At 38.9% G+C, this 14,144-nt stretch carries 12 protein-coding genes; 5 read left to right on the forward strand and 7 right to left on the reverse strand.

Going from position 1 to position 14,144, the window contains the following annotated elements:
- Positions 1-16: 16 nt before the first annotated feature.
- Complete coding sequence (gene folK, locus ADU73_RS05935; RefSeq protein WP_046870614.1) at positions 17-496, reverse strand: 2-amino-4-hydroxy-6-hydroxymethyldihydropteridine diphosphokinase; 480 nt, start codon at positions 494-496, stop codon at positions 17-19.
- Positions 489-857, reverse strand: coding sequence for a dihydroneopterin aldolase (gene folB, locus ADU73_RS05940; protein WP_080945465.1), 369 nt, complete (start codon positions 855-857; stop codon positions 489-491). The genes folK and folB overlap by 8 nt, the downstream gene beginning before the upstream one ends.
- 209 nt (positions 858-1,066) lie before the next feature.
- Between folB and ADU73_RS05945 the strand changes: the two genes are divergently transcribed.
- Together ADU73_RS05945 and ADU73_RS05950 are read left to right on the forward strand one after the other, a co-directional pair.
- The gene (locus tag ADU73_RS05945; RefSeq protein WP_046870615.1) at positions 1,067-1,525 is read left to right on the forward strand and encodes a hypothetical protein; all 459 of its coding nucleotides are present in this window, start codon (positions 1,067-1,069) and stop codon (positions 1,523-1,525) included.
- Positions 1,526-1,650: 125 nt separating this feature from the next.
- A complete protein-coding gene (locus ADU73_RS05950) occupies positions 1,651-2,295 on the forward strand; it encodes a hypothetical protein (protein WP_056985949.1) in 645 nt (214 codons plus the stop codon).
- A 709-nt stretch (positions 2,296-3,004) separates the two neighbouring features.
- Here ADU73_RS05950 and ADU73_RS05955 read toward each other — a convergent pair.
- On the reverse strand, positions 3,005-4,132 hold the full coding sequence (locus tag ADU73_RS05955) for a vitamin B12 independent methionine synthase (protein ID WP_062913279.1): 1,128 nt from the start codon (positions 4,130-4,132) through the stop codon (positions 3,005-3,007).
- A 1,152-nt stretch (positions 4,133-5,284) separates the two neighbouring features.
- Here ADU73_RS05955 and brnQ point away from each other — a divergent pair.
- Positions 5,285-6,673, forward strand: coding sequence for a branched-chain amino acid transport system II carrier protein (gene brnQ, locus ADU73_RS05965; RefSeq protein WP_062913280.1), 1,389 nt, complete (start codon positions 5,285-5,287; stop codon positions 6,671-6,673).
- An 84-nt stretch (positions 6,674-6,757) separates the two neighbouring features.
- On the opposite strand, the gene pepT is transcribed toward brnQ, so the two are convergent.
- Both pepT and ADU73_RS05975 read right to left on the reverse strand, forming a co-directional pair.
- Positions 6,758-8,002: a peptidase T gene (pepT, locus tag ADU73_RS05970; RefSeq protein ID WP_056985947.1), complete on the reverse strand. Its 1,245-nt coding sequence runs from the start codon at positions 8,000-8,002 to the stop codon at positions 6,758-6,760.
- 119 nt (positions 8,003-8,121) lie between these two features.
- Positions 8,122-8,985 (reverse strand): ROK family protein, encoded by an 864-nt coding sequence (locus tag ADU73_RS05975; protein WP_062913281.1) that lies wholly within the window; start codon positions 8,983-8,985, stop codon positions 8,122-8,124.
- A gap of 193 nt (positions 8,986-9,178) precedes the next feature.
- Here ADU73_RS05975 and ADU73_RS05980 point away from each other — a divergent pair, with 193 nt between their 5' ends.
- Positions 9,179-9,727 carry a ferritin-like domain-containing protein gene (locus ADU73_RS05980; protein WP_046871173.1) on the forward strand — a complete coding sequence of 183 codons (549 nt, stop codon included), beginning with the start codon at positions 9,179-9,181 and terminating at the stop codon, positions 9,725-9,727.
- A gap of 166 nt (positions 9,728-9,893) precedes the next feature.
- On the opposite strand, the gene ADU73_RS05985 is transcribed toward ADU73_RS05980, so the two are convergent.
- Positions 9,894-10,565, reverse strand: a complete 672-nt coding sequence (locus tag ADU73_RS05985) for a Crp/Fnr family transcriptional regulator (RefSeq protein WP_062913282.1) — start codon at positions 10,563-10,565, stop codon at positions 9,894-9,896.
- Positions 10,566-10,874: 309 nt separating this feature from the next.
- Positions 10,875-12,104: an IS110 family RNA-guided transposase gene (locus tag ADU73_RS05990; RefSeq protein WP_062913283.1), complete on the reverse strand. Its 1,230-nt coding sequence runs from the start codon at positions 12,102-12,104 to the stop codon at positions 10,875-10,877.
- A gap of 351 nt (positions 12,105-12,455) precedes the next feature.
- Here ADU73_RS05990 and ADU73_RS05995 point away from each other — a divergent pair, with 351 nt between their 5' ends.
- Complete coding sequence (locus ADU73_RS05995; RefSeq protein ID WP_062913284.1) at positions 12,456-14,084, forward strand: ABC-F family ATP-binding cassette domain-containing protein; 1,629 nt, start codon at positions 12,456-12,458, stop codon at positions 14,082-14,084.
- Positions 14,085-14,144: the final 60 nt, after the last annotated feature.

The raw sequence follows: 14,144 nt of genomic DNA on the forward strand, positions 1-14,144 counted from the left end.
ATTAATTAACCTCGTGTTAATGTAAAATTTCCACCCAGTTTTTATCCGTGGTGGTTTTTAATGCTTGTTTAGTTTGGGCAATCAACTCTGGGTCAGTCAACACGTCCAATAAAGGGATGAGCACAAACCGACGATTACCGATTTCAGGATGCGGAATTACAAGTGTTTCATCATGATAAGTTTCATGATTGAAATATAAAATGTCCAAATCAATGGTGCGCGGACCCCAATGAATGAGGCGTTTCCGTCGGAGCATTTGTTCAATCTCGTGAAGATAGTCCAAAAGCTTGTAAGCTGTCAGAGTTGTGGTGAGATGGATGGCAAGGTTTAAAAAATTATCTTGGGGAACCCCACCAACTGGCTGCGTTTGATAAACTGGCGAAACCTTTTCAACAGTAACTTGCTTATTTTGATTCAGGAGGTGTACCGCCTGCGATAAATTATCCTGGCGATCACCAAGATTAGACCCCACACTTAAATAGACTTGATTATTCATGTTTGCGATCTCCAGAAACCTCGATTTCAATGTTGTCGAAAATACCTGCGATCGGCACGCTATATTTGCGAACTTTCAGTTTTACAGCTTGAATTGTCGGGTAATCAGCCAAAATCTTTTTCAGAAGGTGATTAGCCACACTTTCAATTAAATTGTAGTTATTGTTGAGCACGAAATCAGCAATTGTTTGATACACATCAGCGTAACTGACCGTTTCTTTTAAATCATCGTGTTGAACTTTTTCTTCAATTGGATAAGTGAGCTCAACGTCAATCTGTAGGCGTTGACCGAGCTTCTTTTCTTCAGCAAACACACCATTGAATGTATGAAAACTCATATTGTTAATTCGGATTTTACCCATCTGTTTATTCCCCCAAGTCGGTCTGAAGTTTATTGCTCCTTAATAATATCATGTTTGACCGTTGTCGTCCTTTTTGAAATATTTTTTCTAAATAGACACGGCTCTTTACAGAAACCTATTTTTATTTATAATAATTACATAAGGATTAAATAGCTAACCATATTTTAATTTTGTGACTCTCGTTGTTTTAAACTAAAAGGGTGATTTTTATGGAAAACAAACATTATTTTTATAAAATCTTTGAGCAAACTGTCTTTTTCGCAATTTTGCTAGTCTTCTTTAACCTTGATAAGAATAATCATTTTAGAATGACGCTGAATTTTCCAAACGTTTGGTTAGGAATCTCCTGGTTAAGTCAGTTTTATCTTTGTAAAAAGAAATTATGGTCATTAAAAAATATTTCATTTCTGCAAAAGGGAGCTAAAGCTACTCAAATTGAGCATTTAAAAAAACATAAAAAGGATAAGTGGGGAGATAGTAGTTTTGTCAATCAGCACAATAATATGACTATCCAAAGGTATGCCCTGCAAGACAGTAACTTTGATTCAATGGCCAATTTATTTATCCGAATTGGTTATGTTTTATTGGGTCCGCTTGTGTTTTTGTTTTATTTAATTCGAGAGTTAAGTAATAAATATTCGAGTTCAAAACCAGGTAGTTCTAATTAAGGGTAGCAAACTCCATAAATGAAATAAGAACAATCCTAAAGGCTACTTGATTTGCCCCCCCAAAAAAAAATAGTACTACAATTAGTTTGTGATACAGGGCAACAAAAATTTAGGGGGAATTTCTTTTGAGTAAATTTAGCAAGTTAAGTAAGTTTTTACCGATTGTTGGGATCATGGTATTTGGATTATTATTTGGTGCCGAAAACAGTGTTTCTGCCAAAACAGTTTCTGCACTGAATGGGGTTCGGACCAGCTACAATGCATCAAAGAAAGTTGCAACGTTTAGTGGTAGGACTTCATCCAAATTCGCTATTAACCGGGTGGCTTTGACTTATAACAATGGTAAAAAAGTTTATGTGAATGTCCATAAGGGAACGTTTAAGATTTCAGAGAAGTTTCAAGGTTATAAAACTTTCACACTTTATGGGACAAATAAACGCAACAAGCGGGTTACTAAGGTTTACAAATTAGGTTCTAACAAGTACGCTTCACAAGCACCCGTTATTCTTAAACTGAATCACGGAAACAAAAATGGCAATGTGGCCTTGAGCGTTCGGGCTCAAAAGAACAGCGTCGTTCATGTTTACAATGGTTCAAAAAAGGTTGGTACTGTAAAAGGTAATGGAAAAACACAAACTTTACAGATTAAGAACTTAAAGAATAAAACGGCTCATTTACGTTTGAATGCCAAAATGAACAAGCTTAAAACTAGCCAAGATACTTATACACCACGTATTAAACAAGGGATTATTTACCAAGTTAGTTTTTAATAAGTAACAAAATTTTGTACTTATGTTTATTCCCTGTGTGAATGTAACTATCAAGCTGAAATGGTTTCAAAAGGCGGGTTATTACCACTTTTTGAAACCTTTTTGTATAGAAGCTAAAGGTTGAAAGTACAAAAATGACTTCAGTTATTGCTATTAAACGGTTTAGTTCACCAAAATTAGGTTAATTATCGTTCTCCGGCTTCCTTGGCCTGGAACGGGGTGGGCACGATTTGAAGCCAAGCAGGTCACTTGTCTTCAAACTCGACCTTTATCTAAGCGGCAAGCCACTAAGATAATTTCACCCCTGAGGCCAAAACGCCTCCAAACTGGGAAAGTCGTTGTCTTTAGATAGTTCACATGAACGACACCATAATAACCATTACGTTAGATATAATTAGTTTGAAAACTTTAATCAGGCTGGAAGAAAATGGGCTCAGTAGTGTTATTTATCTTAGCGATTCTCGCTTAGATAAAGGCCGATCTTAGAGACGTGTATTTCGGCTCTAAGTCGTGCCCACTACGTTCCAGCCCGGAGTTGCTGGAAGACGGCATTTTAATCTAATTTTGTTATCATGAGCGTTTTTATATCAAGCAATTGGATGTGATTTTGTACTTTCAACCTTTAGATAGAAGACTACACCTATAAATAAAAACCAGAGACTAACCGCAATACGGTTTTAATCTCTGGCTATATTTTTGTCAGAGGATGCTATTCAGCATCTTTCCAGACCTTTTTAGCAGTATCAATAACTAGGCTTAGTTTTGCCCATTGTTGATCAGCCGTTAAATTATTACCTTCTTCAGTTGATGCAAAACCACACTGGGTAGAAAGAGCTAGGTTTTCAAGTGGTACTTCTTGCGTAGCTTCGTGAATGCGGGCAATGACCTGGGATTGGTCCTCTAATTCTGGGAACTTGGAGGTAACTAAGCCTAATACAATCCGTTTGTGAGCATCGTGATTCCAAATTTTTGCAAGGGGCTTGAAGTCGCCAGCGCGATCATTGTCATATTCAAGGAAAAACCCATCATAGTTGAGTTGACCAAGGTAATCTGCGACCACATCGTAACCACCAGAAAATAGGAAAGTCGAACGAAAGTTACCGCGACAGATATGCGTGGTTACGGTTAAATCGGTTGGCAAGTTCTCCAATAATTTATTAATGACATAAACGGAATCTTCAGCGAGTTTACGGAATGGCTTTTGGGTCTCTGGATCATCTTTAGTATTGTCTAATTGGTTAATTAAGAAGGCCCAAGTAGTGTCGTCTAACTGAATATAACGACAACCCAAATCATAGAAATGCTGAATGGTTTCGTGGTAGGCCTTGGCGAGATCATCTAAATAATCCGTATGGTTCGCATAAAACTCTGAGGCCTTATCACTCCGATTGTCCCGGAATAACAAGCTTGGTGACGGAATCGTTTGCTTGGGTTGCACACCATCAGGCACGATCGATTTTAAATAGGTAAAAGCTTTGAAGAAGGGATGGTCGGGATTGTAACTAATTTTTCCCGTTAAATAGGCATTATCGGTACGTGTTTTTTTACCATGAAATTTGTAACTTTTTTCATAGTCATATTTACCAACACCATTTAAGCCCCAGAGAAAATCTAAATGCCACCATGAACGACTAAATTCACCATCGGTTACGGCGTGGAGGCCGAGGAAAACCTGTTTATCAACGATTTTTTTGATTTCTTGTTGTTGCACAGTCTGTAATTGTGCTGCAGTAATTTTTTCTTCGGCAAAATCTTTGTGAGCGGTCTTTAGTTCGGGACTTCTAAGTAAACTACCAACTTGATCAAAACGATAGGGTGCTTTTAAATTTGCTGTCATATTGTTGTACTTCCTTTTTTAGTTTAAATTTAGACACAAAAAAACTCGTCCTCAACGTATTAACGTCAAGGGCGAGCATTCATTAAGAAATGATCACGGTACCACCTTGGTTTGAAACAAAAATTACTTGTTTCCTCAAAAGAGCACCTTAGAAAAACGATGCTCCGGCGCTGTAATGGGCGCTCCCATCTATATCTTGCCAAACGGTTTACTATAGATTGTTCTCCAAGACCATGTTCAGACTCACTGCTTTACCTCATTCACACCAACCGAGGTTCTCTTTAAAAGTGGGGGATCTTACTCATCTCTTCACTGCTTTTTAATTGTTATCTAATTTAGATCTAGTTTAGCGCCTGAAGGTTGAACTGTCAATAAGAACTAAAAAGGCAATGTTATTTTTTTCATTGTAATAAGTCTTTACTTTTGTAGGGTTTTGTTATATCACTAAATAAGTTGAAGCACGCTATGGGGGAGATTTTTTATGAAAAAATTGTTTAGTACTAATAGCAATAGGAATATTTTATTAAGAAATTTCATTTTGGGATTGAGCGTAGCGGTAGTCTGCGCGTTAATAACTCTTTTTGAACATAGTTTCTCGATAAGTGATGTCTTTTTAATTTTTGTGGACTTGTTTGTTCTTCTTAGTGTGGGTGATTTTGCTAGAAATAAGACGAATAATAAATTTATACAAGTTCTGCTGGTACTTTTAGCTGGGGTAATAATAATGATTAGTATTTTTATAAGTGCTATAATTTTTCATTTTTAGTCTAAAATTTAGGGTTGACATCTTTTTTTAACGGCCCTATAATGAAAAACATTAAATACGAATGAGAAACACGTGTTGATATTTCCGTGGAAGATAAACTAGCGAATTTCTAGAAAGTGTTTGGTGCTGAAAAAACACAGTTCCTGGTTTAAAAAGACGGTTATGAGCGGAATCATTGTTCAGATGATTATGGGTGCACCCAATATCGTGCCAATGTATTAACTATTTTTGGCGAAAAATAGGACGTACATGGTAAGGCGAGTTTTGTGAAAGACTCGTAAATTGAGGTGGTAACACGTGAAAGCGTCCTTTGGATATTTATATCTGAAGGGCGCTTTTTTTGTATATTAAGCTTTGAGATGCAAAATAGAGAGGAAGTTTTATAAATGGAAGAAACACATAAGTTTACTTGGAAAGAATTAATTGTCGTGGCTTCAATGTTGTTTGGCATGTACTTTGGTGCCAGTAATTTAACGTTCCCTGTCCAAATTGGTCAGCAGTCAGGATCAGCATTTTTTAGTTCAATTATTGGATTTATCATTACCGGAACGATTTTGCCATTATTAGGGGTTACGGCCATTGCGGTTACGCGAACGCATGGTGTTTATGAATTGGCACAACCAATCGGTAAAACGTATGCATTAATCTTTACCGTCATGTTGTATATCTTCATTGGTCCCGCATTTGCAACGCCACGGACGGCAACGGTTCCCTTTGAATTCGGAATTGCTACTCATGTGAGCGCAGCAAGTGCGCCCATGTGGTTGTTCATTTACTCGGCTTGTTTCTTTGCAGCAGTTATTCTTTTTTCGCTTAATCGCCATAAGGTTGTTGATTATGTAGGTCGCTATTTGAATCCAGCCTTTATCATCATGGTTGTCATTTTGATTGCAGTTGCCATTTTTAAGCCAATGGGAACTACTGCTGGCCGCGCAGTCACAGGTGCTTGGCGTCATGGCTCAGTTCAAAATGGAATTATTCAAGGGTATCAAACGATGGATGCATTAGCTTCCGTTGAATTTGGAATTGTTGTGATTACCGCAATTAAAGCATTTGGCGTTAAAAAAGAAGGAACAGTTGCTAAATTAACAGTAAAGGCCGGGGTTATTGCTGCCAGTGCAATGGCGGTCATCTACGCTGGCTTGGCATATGTTGGTGCAACCAGCTTGGGCCATTTTAAAATTGCCGGTGATGGCGGAATTGCGCTTGGCCAAATTACCCAGTATTTCTTTGGCAATGCCGGTGTTTATATTCTAGCAATCATGGCTACCATCACTTGTATGACGACGACGGTTGGGGTGACAACCTCATTTGCTACAGCTTTTAGCAGTATGTTTCCACGTTTTGGTTACAAAACTTATGTGGTAATTGTCGCTGTTCTTTCGTTCGGAGTATCTAATTTTGGATTTGAAACAATTATTAATGCGGCGGTTCCATTCCTAATGTTTATTTATCCACTTTGCATTACGTTGATTTTGCTTTCACTTGCGTCTCCATTATTCCATCGCACACGAGTCGTCTATATTTGGACAACGATCTTTACCCTCGTCCCAGCCGTTGTGGATGGCTTAAATGCAGCTCCAGCAGTTGTTGCTAAATCTGCATTTGTGCAAAGCTTAACCGGTTTTGAAAGCAAATATGTACCATTCTTCTCCCAAGGATTTGCCTGGTTGGTGCCATCAATCATTGGATTTATCATTGGTATCACAATCTATATCGTTCAGCGGGTTCGTGGTAATAACAGCGAAACGGTTAGTGAATCGGATTGGTCGTAAAAACTTTATAAACAATAAAAAGCGTTAGTTCCTGATTCTGTTATTGAACAGATTCAAGCACTAACGCTTTTAATATTGGAAAAATTATTTACTTTGGTCACTATTCAGTTTATTAATTTCGAGAATCAAATCAACGGCTTTTTCCATTGTTTGGGCCGAAACAAATTCATAACGACTATGCATGTTTTCGCCACCGGCAAAGAGGTTAGGGGTTGGAATCCCCATGAAAGAAATCTTCGAACCATCTGTCCCACCACGAACGGGATAAATGTTAGGTTTGATATCTAAGTTTTCCATTGCCGCTTGTGCCAATTTAACGGGTGTCATATCTTTTTCGAGAATTTCCCGCATGTTGTAATACTGATCATGCGTTTCGATTTTCACGCGTTCTTCTCCAAACTCAGTGTTGAGTTTATCAGCAATGTTTTGGAGTTCTTGTTTGCGTTGTTCAAATACTTTGCGATCATGGTCACGAATAATGTACACAAGTTTGGCATGATCTGGGGTGCCAGACATTTTGAAGAGGTGGAAGAAACCTTGCCGGCCATCAGTAAGTTCAGGACGGTCACCAGCTGGAATAAGATTGTGATAGTCAATCCCAACTTGGAGCGCATTTACCATAACGCCCTTTGCGGTTGCCGTATGCACTTCATTACCCTGAATCTCTACAGTTGTTTGAGCGGCGTTAAAGGTTTCGTATTCAAGCTCACCTAGGGGACCGCCATCAACGGTATAAGCATATTTTGTGTTAAAGTCTTTGGCATCAAAGTGGTCAGCACCGGTACCAGTTTCTTCATCGGGGGCAAACCCAACCCGAATTTCACCGTGTTTAACTTCTGGGTGAGCCATGTAATATTCCATGGCAGTCATGATTTCGGCTGCCCCAGATTTATCATCAGCCCCTAAGAGGGTAGTGCCATCGGTGGTAATTAAAGTTTGTCCCTTATAGTCGTGTAATGCTGGAAAGTCTGAAGTCTTTAAAACCCATTTGCCATCCTTACTCAACGGAATGTCGGATTCGCCGTCATAGTTTTCGTGAATCTGGGGGTCAATATTTTCAGCGTTAAAATCGGCCGTATCAATATGGGCAATGTAACCTAAAATCGGGGTCTTACCGTCATCATTAGCTGGTAAAGTGGCCACAACATAGCCGCTTTGAGGTTGGGTGTGGACATCTTGTAAACCAAGATCAGTTAATTCTTGAGCCAAAGTTTTTAAAAAAGCGACTTCCTTTGGATCAGTTGGAATTGTTTTTGAATCAGGATTTGAACGCGTATTAGTTTTGACATATTTTAAAAATCTAGGTAATAATGTTTCATATTTTGCCAATTAAATCACTCCTCATATTTTTAGTTGTTACATGTATTTTATCCTAATTACGAAAGAAGGGGAAGCAGACAGTCTGCAATCAAAAAAGCTCTGAACAAGTCAGAGCTTTGAACGCGATCCTATTTAAGTGCCTTCTTTGCCAGCATTAAGGCACCCGTAATTCCGGCATCATCACCCAACTCAACGTGAATAATGTAATCCGAAATTTCTGGCGTATCTACGTAATCTGCCAATTGTTTCACAAATGAAGCCTGAATTTGTGGGAATAACTGGGTTTGTTTCATAACGCCACCCCCGAAGATGATGACATCTGGGCGTAAAATCAATGTGGCGTTGACGCAAGCTTGGGCAATATAATTCGCCTCGATTTCCCAGAACTCATCACTAGGATCTAATTCGAAACCTTTTTTGCCGAAGCGCTTTTCAATGGCCGGACCAGCTGCTAAGCCTTCAAAACAGTCGCCATGATAAGGACAAACGCCTTCGAAATCGTGATCACGTGGATCATGTCTTAATAAAATATGGCCCATTTCTGGATGGCTAAATCCCTGGAGAAATTTACCATTTTGAATGTAACTAGCACCCACACCGGTTCCAACTGTCCAGTACAAAATATTCTTTTTACCGCGGCCAGCACCAGCTTGATATTCGCCATAAGCTGCGACATTGACGTCGGTTGTGAAGTAAAACGGAATATCAAAATGGGTTTTCATTGCGCCAAGAAAATCATAGTTCTTCCAAGCTAATTTTGGGGTGTTGGTAATAAAACCAAAATCAGCAGCGTCTTCGTTTAAAGAAACGGGGCCAAACGAGCCAATCCCAATGGCATCGACAGGATGTTGATCAAAATAAGCAAAAACTTGTGCCATGGTTTCATCTGGGGTTGTGGTAGGAAACTGGGTTCGGTCCTCTACATTAAAATCGCCATCGCTAACCGCACATACAAATTTGGTTCCACCAGCTTCAATTGCACCTAATTTCATAAAAATTCTCCTCCTATGTAACTTGTTATATTTATTTTTTGTAATCGCTAACATAATGATTATAGCATAAGAATGTCGCCAAAAACGATATCTAGTAGGTCGTCGCTATTTACAAAACTTGATCTCAGTCAATTTAATTTTTAAAAAGACTAGATACAATACAAGTATATTAAGAAATTAGGAGGAATTAAAAATGTCAAAAACTCCAGAAGAATTATTTGCAGCAGAACAAAAACAGGCCGATATTGATCATCATGTTCCAACCGCTGGTGCCATGGTTAATCATATTGTTTCAAACTTTACGGTGTTAGACGCCAAACTCCATCAAACAACTTGGTATGTGAAGGGCTTAAGTGCGCCAGCTATTCGCCAGGTATACCAAGCTTTGATTGAAGACAATCGCCGTCACTATGATGAAGTTGGCGAATTATTACTAGATGAAAATGAAAAACCATCCTCAACAACCGCAGAATATAGTGAATATTCCATGATTGGTGAAAATGGCAAGAATAAATATTTTTCTGCTGACGAAATGGTAAGCGAAACTGTGCAAGATTTTGTTACCCAAAACTTGTTTGTTGATCGGGCCATCAAACTTGCAGAAAAAGAAAATCGTCCCGCATTACGTAGTTATATGGAACAATTACGTGGGGACGATAATCATGCAATTCGTGTTCTTCAAGGATTAGTTGGTAATGCTGCTGGCGATGGCCTAGAAGAAGATGATGAGGACGATGACTAGAGAGTGTCGTAAAAGACGGTAAGCTTCCGAGCATACTGCCGTTGTCCAAAGAACTAAAGTTGCTAAAGCAACAAGTTCTCATGGCAGCCTAAATGACCGAAAGATTCGCACTTGGAATCGTTTGGTCATTGTAGCTAAGCGGAGGAAGTTGTCTTTTTAAGCACGTTTAGTCTAGTAAGACCAATGCATCCTTATCCAATAATTTAATTTGTTTTTGAGGACCTTGTGAGATCCAGCCCTTACTTTCAAAATCGGTTAGTTTTCGACTAACTGTTTCGGGAGTAGTGCCGAGATAAATTGCGAGGTCCTTTTTTTTGATGGGCAGTTTAAAAGTATCTTTATCGAGACTAGCTCCAGTTTCAACTAAATAGCTACCAATCCGTGCTTCGACACTTTCTGTCGCGGCTTCGGTCGTTCTTTTCTCGAGGGACGAGATACGCTGACCGAATTCATTAATCAGATTCATGCTGATACTTGGAGATTGTGACAATAATTTTTGAAAATTTTTCCGACTAATTTGGCAAACTGCTGTGGGAATTAAAGCCACCGCAGAAGAAGTGTGCGTTTTGTCCTGGAAAAGGGCGCCTTCGCCATCGAAATCACCAGTTTGTAAGAGGTAGAGAAGTTGTTCGCGTCCATTTGCAGCAATTTTTGAGACTTTAACTTGCCCGTTTGCGACAATCATTAAGGTATTCAGATCATCACCGTCAAGAAAGAGTGATTCACCGGCCGCATAGTGTTTGTGGGTGATGATGGCCTCAATTTTATCAACATCTTCATCTGGTAAGTGGTCAAAGAGGGGAACCAACTTAATACAATCGTGTTCAGATTTTTGCATAACGTGACCTCGTTCATAGATTTAAGTACCTACAGAATAGCATGAAAGTGTAGTTGAGTGAAATGAAACGGTTACTTGGCACTTAATTGCTCTAATAGCCCGAATAGCTTGCTTTCATGGGCTATTTTATGATACATTTTATAGATTGTGAATTAACTTGAACACAGATAAAGCCTTGTGGTGATAAGTCAAGTATGTAAAAAACTTTGTTTTTATTATTAATTAGTTCTTGAGAGTATACCTTCCCCAGCCCACTAAAACAGTTAATTTAGCGGGTTAAGAAGGGACTCAGTATCGTAAACTCGAAGGCTATACCACTTTGGGTGGTATATAAAATTGATGGTTTCTAAGCAAGACTTCCACCAATCTCACAAGCTTTCGTGCCGTCAAGACAATAGCTCGACGATGACGATACTTGGGTACCTCTTCATATTTTTTGTGGTAATAGCGTTGGTAAGTAATATCATAACGTCTTATCGAATTGGCAGCTTCAACTAGATAATAACGAAGATATTGATTACCCTTACGAGTTCGTGGCGTAGCTTGACGAACACTCGTACCTGATTCATGTGGTAACCAAGCCAGACCTGCATACTTGGCAATATGGCTTTCATCCGGAAAACGTTCAATTTGACCAATTTCTGCCACAATACCGGCCGCATAAACTGGACCAATACCGGGAACACTAGTTAAACAATTGATATCTGTGTTTTGAGTAGATATCTGTGTAATTGTTTTATCCAAAACTTGGATTTGTTTTTTTAACATCCGAATTTCATTAGCATAGACCGCTAAGATTTCATCAACAGAATCTGTTACGACTTTTGATAGACGATAAGAAGAACGAGTTGCTTTCTTAATGGCTTTAGTAACGGCTTCGGCATCACCAAATTTACCGTGGGCTAACTGTTGAAGATGTGTCACTAATTCATCAAGAGGTAGCGCCGCTGCCTCGTCCAAGGTTAACTCTTCATCAGTAATTAGGGTCATCATAGCTGAGCCAAAAACTGAGGTGGGTAACTCTCGTTCTAAAGTATTACAACGATAATAGAGGTTGTTCAAAAAATGATTTTTTGAATCGGTCATTTGTTTAACCAAGTGATAGCGTTCACGGGTTAAACGTTGCAGCGCAACATAATTTTCTTGGCGAGCAACAGGGGTTCCAAGTGGTTCTACACGTAATAAATCGGCTAATTGCTTGGCATCAATTGCATCAGTTTTACCGTCATTAAAGAGCTGACTAAAGTGATGTGATGTGTAGGGATTAATGGTAATTACCGATAAGCCTAAGGCTTGTAACTCGCTATCTTCGGCCAAAAAAGTCATTGGATGAAAGTTATAAACAGAAGTAGCTTCCATACCAGCTGTGATTTTTTCATAATGATGCGTTTGAGTTTCGGTTAGGACCGTCTGTTTGATCTTAATGGCGCCATTGAGATCATTAGTAGTTTCACCTTGAAAACAACAACGTTGATCCGAATCTAAAGCACAAAAGTCTAATTTATTTTTACCAACATCAATACCTAAATATAAATTCATAGGATAAGGACCTCCTTTCATTGTGAATTAATTGGATAAGCTTAGGTGCTGCGTGATGTTCCCTAATTCCAATTCTAACGGGCATCCTCGCAATATAAGTAGACTAGATTAAGTGATTCAGCTGCGTGTCACGCGAGTGAACACGAATCACTCTAATCGCTACAGCTTGTGGTTTGCGGTGTTTCGAATTGTCTGGGCGGCACGCTTAAAACGTAGATAAACTACAAGGGGAGAAAGCCTATACCAGTTGGACCTAAATCCAATGAACAATTAGAGAATATCACGCAGCATCTAAGTAGTGAATAGTAAGAAACAAAGTTTCAAAATATATAATACGAGTGAGGGAATTAAATGATAACAGTTACCGATATGAGTATGCAATTTTCAGATCGCAAGCTCTATGAAAATGTTAATTTGAAGTTTACACCTGGAAATTGCTACGGCATTATTGGTGCTAACGGAGCCGGAAAGTCAACTTTCTTAAAGATATTGGAAGGTAAACTCCAGCCAACGTCAGGACATATTTCCATTTCTGATAACGAACGAATGTCAAGCCTGGAACAGGACCATTATGCGTTTGAAACGGAAAAAGTTTTGGATACGGTCATTATGGACCATAAAAAGTTGTATGAAATTATGCAAGAAAAAGATGCTCTGTATGCGAAGGCTGACTTTACGGATGCTGACGGAATTAGAGCCGGTGAGCTGGAAGGCGAGTTTGCCGAAATGGACGGTTGGAGTGCTGAATCTGATGCAGCTCAACTGTTGCAACAACTCGGAATTGATGAAACCATGCAAGCTCAGAAAATGAGTGAGTTAACCGAAAGTCAAAAAGTGAAAGTCCTTTTGGGCCAGGCTTTATTTGGTTCTCCCGACATCTTAGTTTTGGATGAGCCTACTAATGGTTTGGATGCTCAGACAATTACATGGTTGGAAAACTTCTTAGGTGACTTCCAAAACACCGTAATCGTGGTTTCTCATGACCGTCATTTTTTGAATGAAGTTTGTACCATGATGTGTGACGTGGACTTTGGTAAGATTCAATTATATGTAGGAAACTATGATTTTTGGATGGAATCTAGTCAATTAGCTGCTAAGTTAAAAGAAAACGCGAACGCCAAAAAAGAGGAAAAAATCCAGGAACTGCAAGAATTTGTGGCTCGTTTTAGTGCGAATGCTTCGAAATCAAAACAAGCGACTTCCCGAAAGAAGCAATTAGAGAAGATTACGTTAGATGATATTCGGCCATCTACGCGTAAATATCCATTTATTAGTTTTACACCAGAACGTGAATTAGGAAATGATTTGCTACGAGTGGACAAGCTTTCCAAGTCAATCGATGGTGTGAAGATTTTAGATAACATTACGTTCACTGTAAAGCCCGGTGAAAAAGCTGCTTTGTTGAGCCGTAATGATGTCGCAACAACGACTTTGCTGCAGATTATTGCTGGTGAAATGGAACCTGATTCTGGAACTGTGACCTGGGGACAAACGGCCACAAAGAGTTATTTGCCAAGAGATATCAATGCCTATTTTGAAGATGATAGTTTAGATATCTTAGAGTGGTTACGTCAGTATGCTTCTAAAGAAGAGAGTGACAATACATTCTTACGAGGATTCTTGGGCAAAATGTTGTTCTCTGGTGAGGATGTTAACAAGTCAATTACGAAACTATCTGGTGGCGAAAAAGTTCGTTGTATGTTGTCCAAGATGATGTTGAGTAAGGCTAACGTGTTGTTGATGGATGACCCAACGAACCATTTGGATTTGGAATCAATTACGTCGTTAAATGATGGGCTCATTAACTTCACGGGCTCGATTATTTTAACTTCTCATGATCGTCAGGTTATTCAAACGATTGCGGATCACATTATCGAGATTTCTGATAAAGGTGTTGTTGATCGTTCAGAAACCAGTTATGACGAGTTTATGGATCATAAAGATATTCAAAAACAAGTTGAAGCTTTGTATGCTGATTAAAAAGTTTTGAAAACAAAAAAGATCGAGATAAGTATAATTTACTTATCTCGATCTTTTTTC

The sequence above is a fragment of the Pediococcus damnosus genome, from assembly GCF_001611155.1.
Lineage (GTDB): Bacteria > Bacillota > Bacilli > Lactobacillales > Lactobacillaceae > Pediococcus > Pediococcus damnosus.

Coding starts and splice junctions, on each gene's coding strand:
- ADU73_RS05990 (WP_062913283.1), bottom strand. CDS start 12,104: ATGAATTTATATTTAGGTATTGATGTTGGTAAAAATAAATTAGACTTT.
- folK (WP_046870614.1), bottom strand. CDS start 496: ATGAATAATCAAGTCTATTTAAGTGTGGGGTCTAATCTTGGTGATCGC.
- brnQ (WP_062913280.1), top strand. CDS start 5,285: ATGGAAGAAACACATAAGTTTACTTGGAAAGAATTAATTGTCGTGGCT.
- ADU73_RS05985 (WP_062913282.1), bottom strand. CDS start 10,565: ATGCAAAAATCTGAACACGATTGTATTAAGTTGGTTCCCCTCTTTGAC.
- ADU73_RS05995 (WP_062913284.1), top strand. CDS start 12,456: ATGATAACAGTTACCGATATGAGTATGCAATTTTCAGATCGCAAGCTC.
- ADU73_RS05980 (WP_046871173.1), top strand. CDS start 9,179: ATGTCAAAAACTCCAGAAGAATTATTTGCAGCAGAACAAAAACAGGCC.
- ADU73_RS05945 (WP_046870615.1), top strand. CDS start 1,067: ATGGAAAACAAACATTATTTTTATAAAATCTTTGAGCAAACTGTCTTT.
- ADU73_RS05975 (WP_062913281.1), bottom strand. CDS start 8,985: ATGAAATTAGGTGCAATTGAAGCTGGTGGAACCAAATTTGTATGTGCG.
- ADU73_RS05955 (WP_062913279.1), bottom strand. CDS start 4,132: ATGACAGCAAATTTAAAAGCACCCTATCGTTTTGATCAAGTTGGTAGT.
- folB (WP_080945465.1), bottom strand. CDS start 857: ATGGGTAAAATCCGAATTAACAATATGAGTTTTCATACATTCAATGGT.